This is a genomic window from Streptomyces olivochromogenes (assembly GCF_021538895.1).
GTDB classification, from domain to species: Bacteria; Actinomycetota; Actinomycetes; order Streptomycetales; family Streptomycetaceae; genus Streptomyces; species Streptomyces olivochromogenes_A.
Window position 1 is genome coordinate 1 of record NZ_JADDRL010000153.1, and the last position, 19,728, is coordinate 19,728.

At 72.6% G+C, this 19,728-nt stretch carries 16 protein-coding genes and 1 pseudogene; 6 read left to right on the plus strand and 11 right to left on the minus strand.

Features of this window, described 5'->3' with window-relative positions; genetic code table 11:
* A pseudogene (locus IPZ69_RS42120) lies at positions 1-1,167 on the minus strand (hypothetical protein); the annotation flags it as partial.
* Between the two features lie 144 nt (positions 1,168-1,311).
* Positions 1,312-1,563, minus strand: coding sequence for a helix-turn-helix domain-containing protein (locus tag IPZ69_RS42125; RefSeq protein ID WP_235460124.1), 252 nt, complete (start codon positions 1,561-1,563; stop codon positions 1,312-1,314).
* Positions 1,564-1,595: 32 nt separating this feature from the next.
* Here IPZ69_RS42125 and map point away from each other — a divergent pair, with 32 nt between their 5' ends.
* Together map and IPZ69_RS42135 are read left to right on the plus strand one after the other, a co-directional pair.
* Complete coding sequence (gene map / locus IPZ69_RS42130) at positions 1,596-2,366, plus strand: type I methionyl aminopeptidase (protein ID WP_235460125.1); 771 nt, start codon at positions 1,596-1,598, stop codon at positions 2,364-2,366.
* A gap of 153 nt (positions 2,367-2,519) precedes the next feature.
* Positions 2,520-5,150: an ATP-dependent Clp protease ATP-binding subunit gene (locus tag IPZ69_RS42135; protein ID WP_235460126.1), complete on the plus strand. Its 2,631-nt coding sequence runs from the start codon at positions 2,520-2,522 to the stop codon at positions 5,148-5,150.
* A 60-nt stretch (positions 5,151-5,210) separates the two neighbouring features.
* Here IPZ69_RS42135 and ggt read toward each other — a convergent pair whose 3' ends face one another.
* On the minus strand, positions 5,211-7,010 hold the full coding sequence (ggt, locus tag IPZ69_RS42140) for a gamma-glutamyltransferase (protein ID WP_235460127.1): 1,800 nt from the start codon (positions 7,008-7,010) through the stop codon (positions 5,211-5,213).
* 181 nt (positions 7,011-7,191) lie between these two features.
* Here ggt and IPZ69_RS42145 point away from each other — a divergent pair, with 181 nt between their 5' ends.
* Entirely contained in the window at positions 7,192-7,950 is a 759-nt protein-coding gene (locus tag IPZ69_RS42145) for a hypothetical protein (RefSeq protein ID WP_235460128.1), read from the plus strand.
* Between the two features lie 117 nt (positions 7,951-8,067).
* On the plus strand, positions 8,068-9,633 hold the full coding sequence (locus tag IPZ69_RS42150; RefSeq protein WP_235460129.1) for an alpha/beta fold hydrolase: 1,566 nt from the start codon (positions 8,068-8,070) through the stop codon (positions 9,631-9,633).
* Positions 9,634-10,080: 447 nt separating this feature from the next.
* Here IPZ69_RS42150 and IPZ69_RS42155 read toward each other — a convergent pair whose 3' ends face one another.
* From IPZ69_RS42155 to IPZ69_RS42175, 5 genes are all read right to left on the minus strand, one after another.
* On the minus strand, positions 10,081-10,500 hold the full coding sequence (locus tag IPZ69_RS42155; RefSeq protein WP_235460130.1) for a DUF6278 family protein: 420 nt from the start codon (positions 10,498-10,500) through the stop codon (positions 10,081-10,083).
* A 74-nt stretch (positions 10,501-10,574) separates the two neighbouring features.
* A complete protein-coding gene (locus IPZ69_RS42160; RefSeq protein WP_235460131.1) occupies positions 10,575-11,354 on the minus strand; it encodes an exodeoxyribonuclease III in 780 nt (259 codons plus the stop codon).
* A gap of 53 nt (positions 11,355-11,407) precedes the next feature.
* The gene (locus tag IPZ69_RS42165; RefSeq protein ID WP_235460132.1) at positions 11,408-12,043 is read right to left on the minus strand and encodes an MBL fold metallo-hydrolase; all 636 of its coding nucleotides are present in this window, start codon (positions 12,041-12,043) and stop codon (positions 11,408-11,410) included.
* Between the two features lie 34 nt (positions 12,044-12,077).
* On the minus strand, positions 12,078-13,376 hold the full coding sequence (gene pcaDC, locus IPZ69_RS42170) for a bifunctional 3-oxoadipate enol-lactonase/4-carboxymuconolactone decarboxylase PcaDC (RefSeq protein ID WP_235460134.1): 1,299 nt from the start codon (positions 13,374-13,376) through the stop codon (positions 12,078-12,080).
* 140 nt (positions 13,377-13,516) lie between these two features.
* Entirely contained in the window at positions 13,517-13,999 is a 483-nt protein-coding gene (locus IPZ69_RS42175; RefSeq protein ID WP_235460135.1) for a MarR family winged helix-turn-helix transcriptional regulator, read from the minus strand.
* A 50-nt stretch (positions 14,000-14,049) separates the two neighbouring features.
* On the opposite strand from IPZ69_RS42175, the gene IPZ69_RS42180 reads away from it, so the two are divergent.
* Positions 14,050-14,469, plus strand: a complete 420-nt coding sequence (locus IPZ69_RS42180) for a nuclear transport factor 2 family protein (RefSeq protein WP_235460138.1) — start codon at positions 14,050-14,052, stop codon at positions 14,467-14,469.
* Between the two features lie 4 nt (positions 14,470-14,473).
* On the opposite strand, the gene IPZ69_RS42185 is transcribed toward IPZ69_RS42180, so the two are convergent.
* Entirely contained in the window at positions 14,474-14,704 is a 231-nt protein-coding gene (locus IPZ69_RS42185) for a hypothetical protein (RefSeq protein WP_235460139.1), read from the minus strand.
* Positions 14,705-14,731: 27 nt separating this feature from the next.
* Positions 14,732-15,268 (minus strand): sigma-70 family RNA polymerase sigma factor, encoded by a 537-nt coding sequence (locus tag IPZ69_RS42190; protein WP_235460141.1) that lies wholly within the window; start codon positions 15,266-15,268, stop codon positions 14,732-14,734.
* Between the two features lie 368 nt (positions 15,269-15,636).
* Here IPZ69_RS42190 and IPZ69_RS42195 point away from each other — a divergent pair, with 368 nt between their 5' ends.
* Entirely contained in the window at positions 15,637-18,471 is a 2,835-nt protein-coding gene (locus IPZ69_RS42195; RefSeq protein WP_235460143.1) for an AfsR/SARP family transcriptional regulator, read from the plus strand.
* A 45-nt stretch (positions 18,472-18,516) separates the two neighbouring features.
* Here IPZ69_RS42195 and IPZ69_RS42200 read toward each other — a convergent pair.
* Positions 18,517-19,728: SWIM zinc finger family protein (locus tag IPZ69_RS42200; RefSeq protein ID WP_235460145.1), on the minus strand; the 1,212-nt coding region annotated here is incomplete at its 5' end.

Consider the following 19,728-nt stretch of genomic DNA (forward strand, 5'->3'; position numbering starts at 1 on the left):
GCCGGGCACGGAGGCGTCGGCGCCGGGCGGAGAGGACGGCGCGAAGCCGCCGACGCCGGGCGGAGATGCCGGCACGGAGGCGCCGACGCCGGGCGGGGAGGGAGACACGGAGGCGGAAGCGCCGGACGAGGAGGGCGGAACGGAGTCGCCGAAGCCGGGCCCGGAGGGCGGCTCAGGGGCGCTGAAGTCGTGGATCGCGGCTTCAGGGACGGCGGAGGCGCGGTGCGGGGCAGACGACCCGGGGGTGTACGCGCCAGGGGCATTTCCCCACACTCCCTCCGCCACGTCAGCGGCCCCGCCTGCGGCGCCAGTGGCGCCGGTGGCGCTCAGGCGGACCCCAGGGGCGGCGTACCCGCCGGGGCCACGCGTCGACCTGCCCTCCGGGGCGGAGGCCGTACCGGCGCCACTGCCGGCACCGGCACCGGGCCGGACACCGTACTCACCGCGCACGCCTCCCCGCAGCCCCTCCCCACCGGCAGGAGCCGTACCGGCGGCGCCGGCACCGGCACGGCCGGCGTGCGGTCCGCGGACGTACTCGCCGTGTGCGGCTCGCCGCGGGTCAGCGGCTCCGCGTCCGGCGCGTGGGCCGGGGCCGTATGCGCCGGGGGCGCCGGGCGCAGGGGCTCCCGTTCGGGCCTGGCGGGCTCGGTCCTCGGCCTCTCGGTCGTCCCAGTCGGTCATGCGGTCACGGAGTTCCGCGCAGCGGGCCGTGGCGCGTTCGTGGTCGTCCTGGGCCCAGGCCAGGTCGACGTGGAGGGCGTCGGCCTCCTCGCGGGTGGTGGCGGCGGCCAGTAAGCGCCCGAGTTCGGCGTGCCGTTCGGCCGCGTAGCGCCGTTCGCGGAGCATGACGTCGAGCCGGTCCCCGAGGGCGTGGCGTCCGTCGGGCCGGTCGTCGTACGCGGTCAGGGCGGCCGCGTGCAGCGCGCGGGCGTGTTCCCGCTCCGGCCCGAAGACCGCGGCACCGTAGTCGGCGGCGAGGTCCAGCAGCAGGGCCTCCACGACGTCCCACGGCGGGACCTCGCGCCCGTCGAGACAGGCCCGCATGCCCTCCGGATCCCGCCGCCAGAACACCGCGCACCACCCGCCGTCGGGATTCAGGCGCGCCAGAAGGCCGTCCAGGTAGTCCACGAACTCCCGCACCCTGTCCGGGAGTTGATCCGCTGCCATTGCTCAACTCCCGCCAGACCGGAGCACTCTGGTTCCGTAGAAAACACCAGTCGTGTTACGAACCGGCTACGGGGAGTTTTCGGAGCGACGGCGACGCGCGGCCGAACGGGCCCGAACCTTCGGCCCGCACTCAGGCTTCAGCGCTCACGCCTTCAGCAGGACGCACCGCCCCACCAGGTCGTCCATGGACAGCCCGAGGGCGCGGGCCAGCGCGGCGACGGTGAAGAACGCCGGGGTCGGCGCACGCCCCGTCTCGATCTTGCGGAGCGTCTCCGCGGAGATCCCCGCCTCCGCCGCGACGTCCGCCATGCTCCGGCCGCCGCGCGCCTCGCGCAGCAACTGCCCGAGCCGCTCGCCGCGTTCGCGTTCTTCGGGGGTGAGTGGGGTGCGTACCATGCCACCATTCTAATACCGGTATAGTAATTGGCATGGTGGAACTGAAGTCGAACACGTCCCTCGACGCGATGCACGCCGCGGGCCAGGTCGTCGGCCGCGCCCTGACGGCCGTACGGCAGGCCGCGCGCGTCGGTGTGTCCCTGCTGGAACTGGACGCGGTGGCGCGCCGGGTACTGGACGAGGCGGGCGCCACCTCGCCCTTCCTCGGCTACCGCCCCTCCTTCGCGCCCACCCCCTTCCCCGCGGTCGTCTGCGCCTCCGTCAACGACGCGATCGTGCACGGCATCCCCGACCGCTACCGCCTGCGCGACGGCGACCTGGTCTCCATCGACTGCGGCGCCGAACTGGACGGCTGGGTCGGCGACTCGGCGATCAGCTTCACCGTGGGCCGGCCGCGCCCGGCGGACGTGCACCTCATCGAGACCGCCGAGCGGGCCCTGGCCGCGGGTATCGAGGCGGCCGTCGTCGGCAACCGCATCGGCGACATCGCGCACGCCGTCGGCTCCGTGTGCCGGGCGGCCGGATACGGCATCCCGGACGGCTTCGGCGGCCACGGGATCGGCCGCCACATGCACGAGGACCCCGGCGTACCGAACGAGGGCCGGCCGGGCCGCGGCCTCCCGCTGCGCCACGGCATGGTCCTGGCGATCGAGCCGATGCTGACCGCCGGCGGCGAGGACGGCTACTACGCGGCGCCGGACGGCTGGACCCTGCGGACGACGGACGGCTCCCGCGCGGCACACGTGGAGCACACGGTGGCGATCACCGACGAGGGCCCGAGGATCCTCACGGCACGGCACTGAGCCGAAGGGGCGCGGGGAACCGCGCGACCGGTCCCAGAGCACCGTGGCCGCCGTGTCCGTACGAGCCCCCGAACGGCGGCCGCTCCCCGCGCGTGCCAGGCGCAGACATCCGTGCCAAGGTGTTATGAACACGCACCAAAGGAACGGAACGCCATGACCAACGGCTACCCTCCCGACCCCTTCGGTGAATTCCTGTCCCGCTTCTTCGGCGCGGGCGGCCCCCAGCAGGGGCCCCGCCCGATCGACATGGGCCGGCTGCTGAGCCAGCCCGCCAGGGAACTCGTGCGGGGCGCGGCCCAGTACGCCGCCGAACACGGCAGCCGGGACCTGGACACCCAGCACCTGCTGCGCGCGGCGCTCGCCGCCGAGCCCACCCGGAGCCTGCTCAGCCGCGCGGGCGCGGACCCGGACTCCCTGGCGTCGGAGATCGACGCCCGGTCCGGCCCGGTGCAGCACCCGCCGGACAAGGCCCCGCCGCCCACCTCGCTGGCCCTGACCCCGGCCGTCAAGCGCGCGCTCCTGGACGCGCACGACCTGGCCCGGGCGAGCGGCGCCGGGTACATCGGCCCGGAGCACGTGCTCAGCGCCCTCGCCGCGAACCCGGACTCGGCCGCCGGGCACATCCTGAGCGCCGCCCATTTCGCGGCGGGCGGGATGCCCCCCGAGACGGCGGAGGCCGACCGGATCCGCACCGGGACCGAACGGCAGCGGCCCACCTCGACGCCGACCCTGGACAAGTACGGCCGCGATCTGACCGAGCTGGCCCGGGAGGGTCGCGTCGACCCGGTCATCGGGCGGGACGACGTGATCGAGCAGACCATCGAGGTGCTGTCCCGGCGCGGCAAGAACAACCCGGTACTGATCGGTGACGCGGGCGTCGGCAAGACCGCGATCGTGGAGGGGCTCGCCGAGCGGATCGCCGACGGGGACGTGCCCGACATCCTCACCGGCCGCCGAGTCGTCGCCCTCGACCTGCCCGGCGTGGTGGCCGGCACCCGCTTCCGGGGCGACTTCGAGGAGCGGCTGAACAACATCGTGAGCGAGATCCGGGCCCACTCCGACCAGCTGATCGTCTTCATCGACGAGCTGCACACCGTGGTCGGCGCCGGCGGGGGCGGCGAGGGCGGTTCGATGGACGCGGGCAACATCCTCAAGCCCGCCCTGGCCCGCGGCGAGCTGCACATCGTGGGCGCGACGACACTGGAGGAGTTCCGCCGGATCGAGAAGGACGCGGCGCTCGCCCGGCGGTTCCAGCCGATCCTGGTGCCCGAGCCGACGGTCCCGGACGCGATCGAGATCCTGCGCGGGCTGCGCGACCGCTACGAGGCCCACCACCAGGTCCGCTACACCGACGAGGCCCTGGTGGCCGCCGTGGAGCTGTCCGACCGGTACCTCACCGACCGGCGGCTGCCGGACAAGGCCATCGACCTCATCGACCAGGCGGGCGCGCGCGTACGCCTGGGCGCCCGGACGAAGGGCACCGACGTGCGCGCCATGGAGCGCGAGGTCGAGCAGCTCACGCGGGACAAGGACCAGGCGGTCGCGGACGAGCAGTACGAGCAGGCCACGCAGCTGCGCGACCGGATCGCCGGGCTGAAGCAGCGGATCACGGAGACCTCGGGCGACGACAAGGCCGACGAGGGGCAGGACCTGGAGGTGACGGCGGAGGCCGTTGCCGAGGTGGTGTCCCGGCTGACCGGCGTCCCGGTCAGTCGCCTGACCCAGGAGGAGAAGGAGCGCCTGCTCGGCCTGGAGGAGCACCTGCACCAGCGGGTGATCGGGCAGGAGGCGGCGGTCGGCGCCGTGGCGGAGGCCGTGATGCGCTCCCGCGCCGGGCTCGCGAGCCCGGACCGGCCGATCGGCAGCTTCCTGTTCCTCGGTCCGACCGGCGTCGGCAAGACCGAGCTGGCCCGCGCGCTCGCCGAGGTGCTGTTCGGCAGCGAGGACCGGATGGTCCGCCTGGACATGAGCGAGTACCAGGAGCGGCACACCGTCTCCCGGCTGGTCGGCGCCCCGCCCGGGTACGTCGGGCACGAGGAGGCCGGTCAGCTCACCGAGGTGGTGCGCCGGCACCCGTACTCGCTGCTCCTGCTCGACGAGGTCGAGAAGGCGCACCCGGACGTCTTCAACATCTTGCTGCAGGTGCTGGACGACGGGCGGCTGACCGACTCGCAGGGCCGCACGGTGGACTTCACCAACACGGTCATCGTGATGACCAGCAACCTCGGCTCCGAGGTGATCACCCGGCGCGGTGCCGGGATCGGGTTCGGGCCCGGGGGCGACGAGGCCGACGAGGAGGCGCGGCGCGAGCGGATCCTGCGGCCGCTGCGCGAGCACTTCCGGCCGGAGTTCCTCAACCGCATCGACGAGATCGTCGTGTTCCGCCAGCTCACCGTCGAGCAGCTGCGGCAGATCACGAACCTGCTGCTGGAGCGGACCCGTCGGCTGGTGCACGCCCAGGGCATCGACGTCCGGTTCACCGACGCGGCCGTCGGCTGGCTCGCCGACCGCGGCTACCAGCCGGAGTACGGCGCCCGCCCGCTGCGCCGCACCATCCAGCGCGAGATCGACAACCAGCTGTCCCGGCTGCTCCTCGACGGCCGCATCGGCGAGGGCAGCGAGGTGACGGTGGACGTGGCGGACGGAAACCTCGTGTTCCCCGCCAAGGCACCGCGGCCGAGCGAGGCCGTGCCGGTGACCGAGGCGAGCGGCACCGCGCCGGACGCCGGGAAGGGCGGACCCGGGGGCGAGACCCCGGAGCCGCCGTCCGGCCCCGGGCAGTGACGCGGCGCCACTCGCTCACCGCGTCACCGCCCGCCCTACGGCGAAGCCCGTCCTACGGCACTACGGCGCCGGGACCACCACCTGGGCCGAGCCGCCGCCGCGGCGCACCGTCTCGGCCGCGGCCAGCCACTTGCCGTTCGGCAGTCGCTGGACGCCGGTCGCGGCACCGATCTCCGGGTTCGGCTTGAAGCTGTGGCCGATGGCTTCCAGGCGCGTTCTCAGGTCGCTGTTGTAGAGGCCCGGTTCGAGCTCGGTCTGGGCCGCGTTGCGCTGGCTGGCGCGCGGTGCGGCGATCGCGTCGACCAGCGGCAGATGCCGGTCGACGAACTCGGTCAGGACCTGCAGCACGGTGGTGATGATGGTCGCGCCGCCAGGTGAACCCACCGCCACCACCGGCCGGTCGTGCCGGTCCAGCACGATGGTCGGCGAGATCGAGGAGCGCGGCCGCTTGCCGGGCCCGGGCAGGTTCGGGTCGTGCACGGCCGGGTTGGCCGGGGCGAAGGAGAAGTCGGTCAGCTCGTTGTTGAGCAGGAAGCCCCGGCCGGGGACGGTGATCGCACTGCCGCCGGTCTGCTCGATGGTCAGGGTGTAGGAGACGACGTCGCCCCACTTGTCGGCGACCGTGAGATGCGTGGTGTTCTCGCCCTCGAACGTCGTCGGGGCCGCCGTCCCGCCCGTCGCGCACGGCACCGGATGACGCGGATCCCCGGGCGCCAGCGGGCTGGTGAGCACCGCGTCGTCCTTGATCAGGCAGGCCCGCGTGTCGGCGTACCGCTGCGCGAGCAGGTCCCTGGTCGGTACGTCCTCGAAGGCGGGGTCGCCGACCCAGCGCCCGCGGTCCGCGAAGGCGATGCGGCTCGCCTCGATGAAGTGGTGCAGGTACTGCGTCTCGGAGGCCTTCGAAAGGTCGGTGTTCTCCAGGATGTTGAGGGCCTCGCCGACCGTGGTGCCGCCCGAGGAGGAGGGCGCGATCGAGTAGACCTTCAGTCCGCGGTACGAGGTCCTGGTGGGCGCCTGGAGCTTGGCGCGGTAGTCCCGGAGGTCGGCGGTGGTGAGCTTGCCGGGGCGGGCGTTCCAGCCGGAACCCGGGTCCACGGGCGGGTTGTTCACGGTGTCGACGATGTCCTCGCCGAGGTCGCCGTGGTAGATCGCGCCGGTGCCCTTGCGGCCCAACTCCTCGTAGGTGCGGGCGAGATCGGGGTTCTTGAAGGTGGAGCCGACCACCGGGAGCTGTCCGCCGGGCAGGAACAGCCGGGCGGTGTCCGGGAAGTAGCGGAAGCGCGCCTCGTTGGCGGCGGTCTGGGAGCGGAAGGTGTCGTCCACGGTGAACCCGTCCCGGGCGATCCGCTCGGCGGGCCCGAGGACCGTACGGAGGTTGCGGCTGCCCCACTCGTCCAGGGCCCGCTGCCAGGTGGCGGGCGTGCCCGGGGTGCCGACGCTCAGGCCGCTGCTGACGGCGTCGGCGAAGGCGAGGGGCTTGCCGTTCTCCAGGAAGAGGTCGGTGCCGGCGGTCTGCGGCGCGGTCTCGCGTCCGTCGAGGGTGTGGACCGTACGGGACCGGGCGTCGTAATAGACGAAGTAGCCGCCTCCGCCGATGCCGGAGGAGTAGGGCTCGGTGACGCCGAGCGCGGCGGCCGTGGCGACGGCGGCGTCGACCGCGTTGCCGCCCTTGCGCAGGACCTCGATGCCGGCGGCGGAGGCGTCCGCGTCGACGCTGGCGACCGCGCCGCCGTAGCCGACGGCCACCGGAACCTTCTCGGCGGTGCCGCTCGTCGAGCCGGGTGGGGCCGCGGCCCCGACCGACACCACGGCGGCCGAGACCGCCAGGACCGCCAGTTTCCGTGTGACAGAGCGACGCATCCGCACCTCCAGGCAGCCTTGATGGAGCGGTGCGCCTGTGCAGCGGCGCCCGCCCAGACCGTCCGCGCAGCGTAGCCAGATTGGCGGGGGCCCGACAGCCCCTGCCCGCTGCCCTCCTACCAGATTCACATGTCGAACACGGGTACGTACAGGTCACGTGGGCCCGCTACCATGCGCGCCCATGAATGACGACGTGCGCAATATCGTCCTCGGCGTGGTGGCCGCCGGCATCAGTGCCGCGCTCGGCTGGCTGGCCCGCACCTACCTGTGGAAGCGGAAGCTGGGGCGCAAACAAGCGTTCCTGGGGCTTCCGCAGAACTCGGAATCACTGCTCGTCGTCAACCGCGACCCGGCCACCTCCGAGCCCGCGGTCCACCGTTTCGACGTGTTCGCCCTCCTGGAGCTCGCCGCGCTGATCAAGGACTGCGGGGCGCATCTGCAGATGGTGACCCAGGACAACGTCCAGCAGAGCTTCGGCGACCGCACCGAGTTCTGTGTGGGCGGTCCCGGGTCGAACCGCCGGATGCTGGCCCACATGTCGGCGATGCTGCCGGGCGTGCGGGTCAACATAGACCCGGAACCGGGCCCGGACCGCGGCGCCTTCCAGATCGGCAGCGAGCGCTACCGCCTGGAGGCGGGCGTCACGGAGTACGTCCTGCTGGCCCGCCTCACCGCCGGCGAACGCCGTGACGCACGGCCGGTGTTCCTCTTCTGCGGGCAGCGCGCCATCACCAACCAGGCGGCGACCCGCTACCTGGCCCGCAACCACGAGCGGCTGGCCCGCAAGCACGGCGGCGGCACGTTCGTCCTGCTGCTGAAGGTGGTCAACTCGCAGGCGTACGGGCCGGACGTCGTCGAGCTGGTAGCGGACGTGACGCGGGCCGCGCAGGCGCCGCTGCCCGCGGTGGAGACCACGCGGGCCTCGCACCGGGCCTCGTAAGGGCCGGTACCGCCCAACAAACTTTACCGGCACGTAACTTACCGACGGGTTACTTGCGGTAAGGGGTGGCGGTTACCGTCGGGTCACTTTGCACTGACACGAGTGAGGAGTGACCCCATGGGACACGGTCGCACCACCTTGCGCACCGCTGCCGCGGGAGCCGTCTCGGCGGCTCTGATCGCCGGAACCGTAGTCGGACTGGCCCCGGCGGCCCAGGCCGCGGGCTCCGTCCGCTTCGTCGACATCACCGGCGACGGCGGCACGGCCCTCAAGGCGAACGTCATCACCCCGGCCGGAGCCGACGCCTCGCACCGCTACCCGCTCATCGTGCTGCCCACGAGCTGGGGCCTGCCCCAGGTCGAGTACCTCGCGCAGGCACAGAAGCTCGCCGACGCCGGCTACATCGTGCTCACGTACAACGTGCGCGGTTTCTGGCAGTCCGGCGGCCAGATAGAAGTGGCGGGTCCGCCCGACATAGCGGACGCCTCCAAGGTCATCGACTGGGCGCTGGCCAACACACCGGCCGACTCGCGGCACATCGGCATGGCCGGGGTCTCCTACGGCGCCGGCATCAGCCTGCTCGCCGCCGCCCACGACCCGCGCATCAAGGCGGTCGCCGCGCTCAGCGGCTGGGCCGACCTGATCGGCTCCATCTACTCCGGCCGCACCCAGCACGTCCAGGCGGCGGCCATGCTGGACGGCGCCGGAACCGTCACCGGCCGCGAGAGTCCCGAAGTCCGGCAGGTCTTCGACGACTTCTACGCCTCCAACCTGAGCAAGGAGCAGGAACTCGTCGAGTGGGGGAAGAAGCGTTCTGTCGGGACGTACGTCGACCAGCTCAACCGGAACAACCCGGCGCTCCTGCTCGCCAACGCCTGGGGCGACACCATCTTCCCGGCCAACCAGTACGCCGACTTCTACGAGAAGCTGACAGTCCCGAAGCGGCTGGAGTTCCGGCCCGGCGACCACGCCACCGCCGAGATCACCGGCCTGTTCGGACTGCCCAACGACGTGTGGACCGACACCGAGCGGTGGCTGGACCACTACCTCAAGGGCGTGGACAACGGCATCGACCGCGAGCAGCCGGTGCAGCTCAAGTCCCGTACCTCCGGCGGCTACGAGGGCTACCCGGACTGGAAGTCGGTCGGCGCCACCCGTCGCAAGCTCGCCCTGGCGGGCTCCACCACGATCCATGCGAATGTCGACTCGGGCGCGGACGGCGGCGTCATCTTCCTGTCCAGCATCCTGGACCAGATCGCCCAGCTCCCGCCGATCGCCTCGATCCCGCTGCTGCCCCGCCGTTGGGCCGCGGTCTGGCAGTCGGAGCGGTACGCCGGCACCCAACAGGTGCGCGGCACCGCCCGGTTGCACACGACGCTCACCCCGACCAAGGAGAGCGGCACCCTCGTCGCGTACCTGTACGACGTAGGGCCGCTCGGCCTCGGCAAGCTGGTCACCAACGCGCCGTACACCTGGTACGACCGGACACCCGGCCAGGCGTTCGACGTGGACCTGGACTTGTTCTCCACGGCCTACGACGTCCCGGCCGGGCACCGGCTCGCCCTGGTGGTGGACACGGTCGACCCGCTCTACATCGAGCACAACCCGTCCGGCGCGCAGCTGACCTTCTCCTCGCCGGCCAACGACCCGTCCTACGTGGACGTCCCGCTGCGCGAGCAGTGATCTCCGGCTGCCGCCGGGCGGGCCTGGCCCTGTGAACTGCTTGCCCCCTGCGGTCCCGTGGCCGTGGGGGGCTCCCCACCCGGCAGCGGCACCCCGGTTCGGCCGCGGGGAGCAGCACGCTCATCCCGGTGCGGTTCGGTGACTCCGCCCTCACCACAGGGATGAAGGGCACATCGTAGTCGAGGTTCTCGCGATCAGCGTGTCGGTGCGGTGCACCGTCCGTACGGCCTGCGCCACAAGTCCCTTCGTCCGGGGCCGGGTCGGGCGGTCGAGCGCCCGGGCTCTGCGACGTACTGGTCGATGTCACGCGGTTCGATCAGGGGATCGACGGCCATGCGCAGCCCTACTCACTCTCAGCTGTGTCGTGGTTGCCGCAAACTATCCGGACAGAACCGGACTTAATGCACGACACGCACCTTTCAGTCATAAGCCGTATTTATCTTGCCTTTACGCTTCCGCCACCTCGGCGTAGAGCTGCGAGAGCTCGGGCACCCCGCTGGCCGCCCACGCGCGGCCCGAGGCGACGACATCGAACTCACGGCCGGACGCGAGCCGTACGACGGGCTGCCCGTCGGACCGGAAGTCCCAGCTCGCTCCGGACACCGTGCGCACGATGACCGTACCCAGGTACAGGCCTGCGTCGTTGCCCAGCCGGGGCAGGATCTCCTCGTCGTCGCGCCAGCGCGGCACCAGCTGGTCGAGCGCCTCCAGCGAGGCCGCCGAGTCGTCCAGCCGGACCCCCTCCTGGGACGCGTGGGAGCGGAGCAGCTCGCACTCGGACAGGAGCTCCGCGACACCCTCGGGGTCGGCGGACAGCACCGCGTGACGGTTCTTGTCGTGCCTGTGGCCCAGAAAAGGGATGTTCATACGCCCAGCGTGGCATTCGGACCGCCGCGCGCACCACAGGGCGGGAGCTGGTGTCGCGGCCGGGCGGCGGCTTTCTACACCTCCAGGTCGACCACGACCGGCGCGTGGTCCGAGGCGCCCTTGCCCTTGCGCTCCTCGCGGTCGACGTACGCGTCCTTGACCGCCTTGGCGAACGGCTCGTTGCCGTAGACCAGGTCGATGCGCATGCCGCGGTTCTTGGGGAAGCAGAGCTGGCGGTAGTCCCAGTACGTGAACGGGTGCTCGTACTTGAGGGGGCGCGGGACGACGTCGGACAGGCCCGCCTCGCGCAGCGAGACCAGGGCGGCGCGCTCGGCGGGGGTGACGTGGGTGGCGCCCTCGAAGGCGGCCCGGTCGTAGACGTCGTCGTCGGTCGGCGCCACGTTGTAGTCGCCGAGGACCGCGAACGGGCGGCCGCCCGCCGCGTCACCGGCCACGGCCGCCTTCAGGGCCTCGAACCACTGGAGCTTGTAGGCGTAGTGCGGGTGGTCCACCTCGCGGCCGTTCGGCACGTACACCGACCAGACGCGGACCGGGCCGCAGGTCGCCGAGATGGCACGGGGCTCCACGACGCCCTCGTACCCGGGGTCGCCCGGCAGGCCCTTGACGACGTCCGCGAGGCCCACGCGGGAGAGCACCGCCACGCCGTTCCACCGGCCGGTCGCGTTCACCGCCGCCTCGTAGCCCAGTTCGCGCAGCTGGTCGAACGGGAACTGCTCCTCGGCGAGCTTGGCCTCCTGGAGGCAGAGCACGTCGGTGCCGCTGCTCTCCAGCCAGGCCAGCAGCCTCGGCAGGCGAGCGGTGATCGAGTTCACGTTCCAGGTCGCGATGCGCATGCCTGACAACCTACCGGGCGGGACCGACAACGCCCTCCCGCCCGCCGTGGGGCTCAGACGTCCGCCGACTCCCCCGGAGTCAGCCTGAGGTGCTCCGAGCCGCCCAGGGCGCCGATCTGACGGTCGTAGATCGGGCGGGCGAGGTCGGTGAGCAGGGCGTCGTGGACGTCGTAGGCGCGCTGCGGCTTGACCTCGCGCACGTAGTCGATGACCTCGGAGATCTTGTTCCAGGGGGCCATCACCGGCAGCATCAGCGTCTCCACCGGCCGGTCGGGGACGGTCAGCGCGTCGCCGGGGTGGAAGACGCGGCCGGCGTCGATCAGGTAACCGACGTTGGTGATGCGCGGGATGTCCGGGTGGATCACGGCGTGCAGCTCGCCGTGGACCTGGACGTCGAAGCCGGCCGCGGTGAAGGTGTCGCCGTGGCCGACCGTGTGCACCCGGCCCGGGAAGGCGGCCGCGATCCGGTCGGCCACCGACTTCAGCGTCCAGATCTCGGCCGCCGGGTTGGCCTCCATGGCGGCCCGCAGCCGCCCCTCGTCGAAGTGGTCCGGGTGCTCGTGCGTGACCAGGACGGCGTCCGCGCCGACCGCGGCGTCCGGCTCGCTGAACCCTCCGGGGTCGAGGACGAGCGTGCGCCCGTCCTTCTCCAGACGGACACACGCGTGGGACTTCTTCGTGAGCTTCATGGCACCCATCCTGCCCCCGGCCATGAGCGGATGCTCACTCCTCCGGCGTGGTCTCCTCGTGGATGACCTGCTGCGCCACCCGGAACGCGCTGTTCGCCGCCGGTACCCCGCAGTAGACCGCCGCCTGCAGCAGCACTTCCTTGATCTCGCCCGGGGTCAGCCCGTTGCGCAGGGCGGCCCGGGTGTGGAAGGCGAGCTCCTCCAGGTGGCCGCCGGCGACCAGCGCGGTCAGGGTGACGCAGCTGCGCGAACGCCGGTCGAGGCCGGGCCGGTCCCAGATCTCGCCCCACGCGTAGCGGGTGATGAACTCCTGGAAATCCCCCGAGAAGTCGTCGGCCAGCGCCAGCGCCCGGTCGACGTGCGCGTCGCCGAGCACCTCGCGGCGGATCTTGAGCCCGGTGTCGTAGGTGTCGGACCGCGCCGATGGCAGCAGGGGTACGACGGCCGGGGCGATCTCGGCGATGGGCCCGGCCACCGGCGCGACGGCCGGCACCGGCCTGACCGGCGCCGCCGGGACGACGGCCAGCTGGCCGGTGGCGGATTCGACGGCGGGCTGCCAGGCGGTGGAGAAGTGCCGGACGAGCAGGTCGCTGACGGCCGACGGCTGCTCCACCGGCACCAGGTGGGAGGCGCCGGGGACGACGGCCAGCCGGGCGTCCGGGATGCCGGCCACCAGGGTGCGGGCCTCGGCCGGGCCGGTGACCTGGTCGTCCGAACCCACCAGGACCAGCGTCGGCACGCCGATCCGGCCCAGCTCGGCCCGCGCGTCGAAACCGGCCAGGGCCTCGCAGGCGGCGATGTAGCAGCCGGGGTCGGTGGTGCGCACCATCTGCACGGCCCATTCGGTGATCGCCGGCTGCGCGGCCACGAAGCCGCCGGTGAACCAGCGGTCGGGCGAGGTCCGGGCGATCGGGTCAAGACCGTTGGTCCTTACGATCACCCCGCGCTGCCGGAACTCGTCGGCGCTGCCGAACCGGGGCGAGGCGGCGACCAGCGCGAGCGAGGCGACCCGCTCCGGGCAGCGCAGGGCCAGCTCGATGCCGACGGCCCCGCCGAGCGCGCAGCCCGCGTAGCCGAAGCGCTGCACGCCGAGCGCGTCGAGCGTGGCGAGCAGCCGGGCGGTCAGCTCGGTGACGGAGCCGGCCGGGTACGCGGGGGCGCCGCCGTGTCCGGGCAGGTCGAACCGGAAGACCCGAAACTGCTGGGCCAGTTCCGGCACCTGCCGGTCCCACATGTGCCAGGTCGTTCCGAGTGAGGGACCCAGGATCAGTACAGGTGCGTCTTCTGGTCCGTCCAGGCGGTATTGCAGGGTGTTCGTCTGTGTCTCACTCACGCCCTGCACGCTCTCACATCGCACGAATTCTCACGTGCGGGGGTCGGAACCCGCGCAGGGCGTCCCAGGTTGTGGCGGCCTCGCGAAGATCCTCCGTGCCCGGCTTCACCTACCGGCTGCACGCACCGCCGTCCGGTTTCTCACTGCGGGGGCCGTACGGCGCGGCGCCGGACGGCCGGGGTGCCGCCGAGTTCGTCGAGGAGATCGACGAGCAGGGCGCGGCCGGCGTCGAACGCCGTGGCACCGAAGCGCTCCCGCAGACGCGCTTCGAGCCGTTCCCGGGCTTGGCGGGCGGCGGTCACGGCTTCACGCCCGCGCCGAGTGAACGCGACGCGCCGGATGCGGGCGTCGCGCGGGTCCGGAAGGCGTTCGGTGTAGCCGAGGCGCTCCAGTTCCGCGATCGCCTTGGAGGCGCCCTGCTGGGTCATGCCGAGCTTCTGCGCGAGGTCGCTGATGGTGGGCTGGGCGTCGATGAGGTGCTGGAACACGTACCCGTGGGACATCCGCAGGTCACCGAAGCCCTGGGAGGCGAGTTCCGCCCGCACGGCGTCGGTGGCGGCGAAGCCGACGAAGAGGGCGAGGCTGCCCGTGTCCAGATCGCGGGGGTCGAGCGGCTGATGCATGACTCCAGTCTCTATTTGGCAACCTAGGTTGTGCAACTATGGTTGTGCATATGGTGGAGATCGCACAGCACCCCGATGTCCAGACGGCTGTCCGCTATCACGATGCCGTGGGTCGACTGGCCCCGCCGGAAGAGCTCGCGCAGTTCCTGCACGCGGACACGGTCCACACCCAGCTGCCCAACGTCCTGTTCCCCGACGGCACCGTCCGCGGCCTCGCCGACATCCTGGCCGCCTCGCGACAGGCCCGCACGCTGCTCCGCGACCAGCACTACGACGTCATCAACGCGGTGGCCTCCGGCAGCCAGGTCGCGCTGGAGGTCACGTGGTCCGGCACACTGGCCGTCCCCTTCGGCGAGCTGCGCGCGGGCCACGTACTGCGCGCCCATATCGCGGCGTTCCTGGAGTTCCGCGACGGAAAGATCGTCGCTCAGCGCAACTACGACTGTTACGAACGTCTCGCCGCGGGGTGATGTCTCAGCGGGCCGGCCATGCCGAGGCGTCGTCCGCGCACCAGCTGATGACGGGCAGGGTGTGGGGATCGGCCGTCCCGCCGGCGTAGGGGGGAACGGCAGGGTCCTGCGGCTCGACGCGCATGGAGGTGCACTGGTCCTGCCGCTCAGTACTGTGCGGCGGATGCCGGTGCAGGGGCAGGAGCATCGCCGCGCATGCGGCGATCAGTGCGATCAGCGCGTTCTTCGTGACCATGGCCAACACGGCTGTCCCCACCGCGCTTCAGGCGCACCGCGGCACGAGGCCGCGTCGTACGAGGATCGGCCGGAGCGTGCGCATCGCGTAGTGGCTGCGGGACTTCACCGTGCCCACGGGGACCCCCATGCGGGTCGCGACCTCGGCGGCGGTGCGGTCCTCGAAGTACAGCTCGACCAGCACCTCCCGGTGGTGGTCCGGCAGGCCGGCCATGACCCGCGCGACGTCCCAGGCCCGCAGCACGTTGTCGTAGGGATCCACGGGCGGGACGCCGGATTCGACCGACTCCTCGCTGTCGACCTCCTGGGCGCGGCGGGACAGCATCCGGTGGTGGTCGATCGTCAGGCGCCTCGCCACGGTCAGCAGCCAGGGCAGTGCGGCGTCCGCGCCGCCCGCGAACGCCCGGGGGTGCTGCCAGGCCCGCAGGAACGTCTCCTGCACGATGTCCTCGGCTCTGCCGAAATCGCCGGTCAGCCGGGCGACGACGCGCAGCAACCGCCCCTCGTACAGTCGGTGCAGTTCGGCGAGCGACTCGCGGTCGAGGGTGGCTCTTGGGACGGACATCGGACACTCCCTGGTCTTGCTGTCTTGCCGGTCTTGCTGTCTTGCCGGTCTTACGAACGTGGTCGCCGGGAACCGGCCATGACGGCTCCGGGCCGTTCGCGACCCGGGGCCGCCCCGGTTCCGTACGGGAGAGTGGCGGGCGTCGCCAAGAAACCGCCAAGGATCCGCCAAGGCGTCGCACAGCGGGTCCTTGGCGGCCGACGAGCGCCGGCGGCGCGCGTTGACGCGGCGGTCACGAGACCCTGAGCCGTGGAGCCTCGTGACCCCCGCCGTCATGGAGAACGCCGGATCAGTGGCGCGGAGTTCGACGCGTCACACGCGACCGGACCGAACCGGCCCGCTCTATTCCGGCATTGGTGATCTAACGGATGTCCAGCTTGCGCGAGGACGAGGTACTCGGGCTGACTGTCCCGGTGAACCAGATCAGCCCGCTTCGTATCGCCCTCCTCGGCCCCGTGGAGCTTCGCGACGACGCGGGACGCACGGTCGACGTGGCGGGTCCGCAACGCAAGGCCGTACTGGCACTGCTGGCACTGGAGCTCGGCCGGGTCGTTCCCGTGGAGCGGTTCTGCGAGCTCCTGTGGGGTGAGCAGCCCCCCGAGCACACGAAGCCGGCCCTCCAGGGACATGTCGCGGCCCTGCGCAAGAGCCTGGCCGGTCTCCCCCTCGCGATCACCACCCACGCCTCGGGCTACCAGCTCACCGGCGACCCCGACACGGTGGACAGCCGGGTCTTCGACGCCCTGGTGCACAGCGCCGAGGGCGGGACCCGCGTCCCCGACGAACACGCCACGGCGAGGCTCCGGCACGCCCTCGACCTGTGGCGCGGCCCCGCCCTCGACGGACTGCCCGACACGCCTCTGCGGGACTCGCTGGCCGCCCGTCTTGACGAGTCCCGGCTGCGCGCCTGCGAACTCTGGGCCGAGCAGGCGATGCGGACCGCCGATCCCCTGCCGACCGACGTCATCGGCGAGCTGACGGGCTTCGCACGCCGGCATCCGCTGCGCGAGCGCCTGCACGAACTGCTCATGCTGGCGCTCTACCGCGCCGGCCGGCAGGCCGAGGCACTCACCGTGTACGCCGATGTCATGCACCGGCTGAGAGACGAACTCGGGATATCTCCCGGCCCGGCCATCGACGAGCTGCACCAGCGCATCCTGCGCGCCGACGCCCGCCTCGGGGGCACCCCGGCCCGGTACGCGGCCCTGCCCGCCCCCTCCCAACTGCCCGCGGATGTCCTGCACTACGTCGGCCGGCGCCGCGAGATCGCCCACCTCACCGCCGCCCTCACGGCGGGCGCCACGTCCTGCGCGGTGGTCGGCGCCACGACCGGCATGGGCGGACTGGGCAAGTCGGCCTTCACCGTCCATGTGGGTCACCTGGTGCGCGGTCACTTCCCCGACGGCCAGTTGTACGCCCGGCTGTCCGGCTCGCAGGCGACCCCGGCCGAGCCGAGCAATGTGCTCGACACCCTCCTGCGGGCCCTCGGGGCACCCACGGACGCCATCCCCTTCGCGCTGGAGGAACGCGCCGCCCTCTACCGCTCCCTGCTCGCCGAACGCCGGGTGCTGGTCGTCCTGGACGACGCCCGCGACACCGCGCAGCTCCAGCACCTGCTGCCTGGCTCCGCGGGCTGCGCGACCCTGGTCACCAGCCGCAACCGGCTCGCCGAGCTCGAAGCCGGCATCCGGGTGCACCTCGACGTGCTCTCGCCCGACGAGTCACGGGAGTTGCTGTACGGCCAGATCGGCGAGGCCCGGATGCTGGCGGAGCCGGAGGCGGCGACGGCACTCATCGAGGCGTGCGGCCACCTGCCGCTGGCCCTGCGGATCGTCGGGGCCAGGCTCGCCACCAGGCCGTCCTGGTCCCTCGCGGCGGTGGTCGACCAGCTGACCGACGAGGCGAACTTCCTGAACCAGCTGGCGACCCCCAACCTGGGTGTGGAGGCCAGCTTTCGGCTCGGCTACGACCAGCTCACCCCCGACGAGGCGCGGGCCTTCCGTCAACTGGCCCACCCCGACGGGCCGTATCTGACCGCGCGTTGGGCCGCCGTCGCCCTGGAGATGCCCGAAGCCGCCACCCGGTCGGTGCTGGAAAGACTCGTCGACCTCAGCCTTCTGGAGTCATCGGCGCCGTACACCTACCGGTACCACGACCTGCTGCGGGCCTTCGCCCGCAAGGTCTGCCGGGAGACGGACCCGGAGCAGGTGCGCTCGTCCGTCCTGCGGCGTCTGACCGGGTACTTTCTGGCGACCGCGCGTAACACGTACCGTATCGCCCGGCCCGGGCACCCGATCGCCGATCAGCTCAGCGCCACCGACAGCCCCGGTTTCCCGGTGGAGTCCCGGCGCCAGGCGAACCAGTTGCTCAACGCCTCGATCGAGCCGGTGCTCGCGGTCGCCGAGCAGGCCTCGGCGGTGGACGGCTGTCTGCGACTGGCGGTGGACCTCGTCCTGGCCCTGGATCCGCTCCTGGAGGAGACGCACCAGTGGGACCGGATCATCCAGCCCGCCCGCAAGTTGCTCACCGAGGCGCGCGCCCGCGGGGACGAGCGCAGTCAAGGGCGGATGGGCTACATGCTCGGCGGCGCGCTCATGCAGATCAGCCGGCTCGACGAGGCCGAATCCGTGCTGAGCGAGGCGGAACGGGCCGCCGAGGCCGCCGGTGACGCGGTGGTGCACGCGGAGACCGTCATCTGCCGCGGGATAGCGGCCGCCTACCAGGGCGACAAGGAGACCGCGAACGCGTTCTACCGGCGGGCCGTCGAGCTCGGGCGCACGCACCGGAGCCGCTGGACCGTGGCCAACGCGCAGTGCTCCCTCATGGTGAATCTCCACCAGGATCGACCCGATGACGCCCTCGTGGCCGGCCGCGCGGCCCTGGAGGCGTTCGAGGAACTCGGCGATCCCCTCGGCAGGTGCGCCGCCCTGCGTGGCCTCGCCATCATCGCCCGGGTCCAGGGCCGTCTGGACGCGGCGCTGGGTCTGCACGCCGAGAGCCACCGGCTGGCCGAGTCGCACAACCTGCCCTTCATGGGGATCGCCAACCGGATCGCGGAGGCCGAGTGCCGCCTCGCCCTCGGCCAGACACGGGAAGCCATCGACATCCTGGAAATGGCGGTCGCCGACAGCCAACGACTGCGCGCGTCCCGTCTGGAAGCGGCGGCCGCGAAGCGGATTGCCCAGGCCCAGGAGCAGGTGTAGCGCAACGCACGGTGCCGGGGCGGGTGCCGGTGCCGTCGCCGTCGCTCAGAGGTCGTCCGGTGTGCCGAGGCCGGTGAGGGCGCCGACCGGGTCCAGGTCGGGGGTGCCCCGGGGCCACCAGTCGTCCTGGCCCGCCTCCGATTCGTAGGCGTACCACAAGCCTTCGCGGCCCAGCCGGAGTTGGACATGGCCACTGGGGTGGGTGAGGCGGTTGCGCCAGGGACGGAACGCCGGCAGGTCGGCGGCGAGCAGGAGCGGCCGGGCCCGGTCGAAACGGCCCGCCGGCGGATCCCACGGCTCTTCGAGCACCGTGAGCCCGTCGAGCCCGCCCTGCCGCCAGGCGGCGACCGCGCGCGCCAGCTCCGCCGGGGTGCGGCCGGCGGCGGAGGCGAGCGAGGCGTACAACGCGCGCGTGCCCGCGGTCAGGCCGGAACCGGGGCGGGCCGCGGCGAGCCGTACCGCGTCCTGCCACAGTGTCAGCTCGCCGACCGGGTCGCGTCCGGTGCCGAGCAGTGCGTGGGCGCGGGCGGCGGCGTCCGTCGCCAGCTGGTCCAGGGCGAAGGGGTCGGGGCCGCCCGGGGCCGCCGGGTACACCGGGGGCTGCTCGGGGTGCGGGGGCGTCGGCAGCGGCGGCGGCAACGGCGGGAGTCGGCGCGGGGCGAAGGCGTCGGACGCGCGGACGCCGGGGAGCGGCGCCGGTCCCTGCTCGCGCGCGGCGCGGGCCGCACGGGCGGCGCTCAGCCGGGACAGCGCGTCGAGCAGTTCGCGCTCACCACGACCGCGCAGCAGGAGCAGTACGAAGGGATCGGCGTCGAGCAGACGTGCCGTCTGGTAGCAGAGCGCGGCCGCGTGCTTGCAGGGGTGACCGGAGTCCGGGCAGCTGCACCGGGGTGCGAGGTCGCCGGGGCCGGGCAGCAGGGGCACACCGCAGTCGGCGAGGGACTGCGGCAGTTCCTTGTCGAGCAGGGCGGCGATGTGTCCGGGCCGGTCGGCGGCCGCGTCCAGGAACCGCTCCCAGTCGGCGTCGCCCAACGTACGCAGACGCACCTGCACCCGGTACGGGCGCGGGCGGCTGCCTCGCACGTACGCCAGGACGAGCCCCGGTGTCACGGTGATCGCGTCCACCTGTCCCCGCCCGGCGTACCCCCGCCCCCGAGCCAGCCGCTTCACATCCAACGCGCCGCCCTCCAGCGCGGCGACCCAGGCATTGCCCCACCAGGTCTCGGCAAAGCCGACGCCTTCCCGCGACGCGCGGGG

What these genes read in the sequence shown, in the direction of transcription:
- IPZ69_RS42125 (WP_235460124.1), bottom strand. Translation starts at nt 1,563, where the DNA reads ATGGTACGCACCCCACTCACCCCCGAAGAACGCGAACGCGGCGAGCGG.
- map (WP_235460125.1), top strand. Translation starts at nt 1,596, where the DNA reads ATGGTGGAACTGAAGTCGAACACGTCCCTCGACGCGATGCACGCCGCG.
- IPZ69_RS42135 (WP_235460126.1), top strand. Translation starts at nt 2,520, where the DNA reads ATGACCAACGGCTACCCTCCCGACCCCTTCGGTGAATTCCTGTCCCGC.
- ggt (WP_235460127.1), bottom strand. Translation starts at nt 7,010, where the DNA reads ATGCGTCGCTCTGTCACACGGAAACTGGCGGTCCTGGCGGTCTCGGCC.
- IPZ69_RS42145 (WP_235460128.1), top strand. Translation starts at nt 7,192, where the DNA reads ATGAATGACGACGTGCGCAATATCGTCCTCGGCGTGGTGGCCGCCGGC.
- IPZ69_RS42150 (WP_235460129.1), top strand. Translation starts at nt 8,068, where the DNA reads ATGGGACACGGTCGCACCACCTTGCGCACCGCTGCCGCGGGAGCCGTC.
- IPZ69_RS42155 (WP_235460130.1), bottom strand. Translation starts at nt 10,500, where the DNA reads ATGAACATCCCTTTTCTGGGCCACAGGCACGACAAGAACCGTCACGCG.
- IPZ69_RS42160 (WP_235460131.1), bottom strand. Translation starts at nt 11,354, where the DNA reads ATGCGCATCGCGACCTGGAACGTGAACTCGATCACCGCTCGCCTGCCG.
- IPZ69_RS42165 (WP_235460132.1), bottom strand. Translation starts at nt 12,043, where the DNA reads ATGAAGCTCACGAAGAAGTCCCACGCGTGTGTCCGTCTGGAGAAGGAC.
- IPZ69_RS42175 (WP_235460135.1), bottom strand. Translation starts at nt 13,999, where the DNA reads ATGCATCAGCCGCTCGACCCCCGCGATCTGGACACGGGCAGCCTCGCC.
- IPZ69_RS42180 (WP_235460138.1), top strand. Translation starts at nt 14,050, where the DNA reads ATGGTGGAGATCGCACAGCACCCCGATGTCCAGACGGCTGTCCGCTAT.
- IPZ69_RS42185 (WP_235460139.1), bottom strand. Translation starts at nt 14,704, where the DNA reads ATGGTCACGAAGAACGCGCTGATCGCACTGATCGCCGCATGCGCGGCG.
- IPZ69_RS42190 (WP_235460141.1), bottom strand. Translation starts at nt 15,268, where the DNA reads ATGTCCGTCCCAAGAGCCACCCTCGACCGCGAGTCGCTCGCCGAACTG.
- IPZ69_RS42195 (WP_235460143.1), top strand. Translation starts at nt 15,637, where the DNA reads ATGTCCAGCTTGCGCGAGGACGAGGTACTCGGGCTGACTGTCCCGGTG.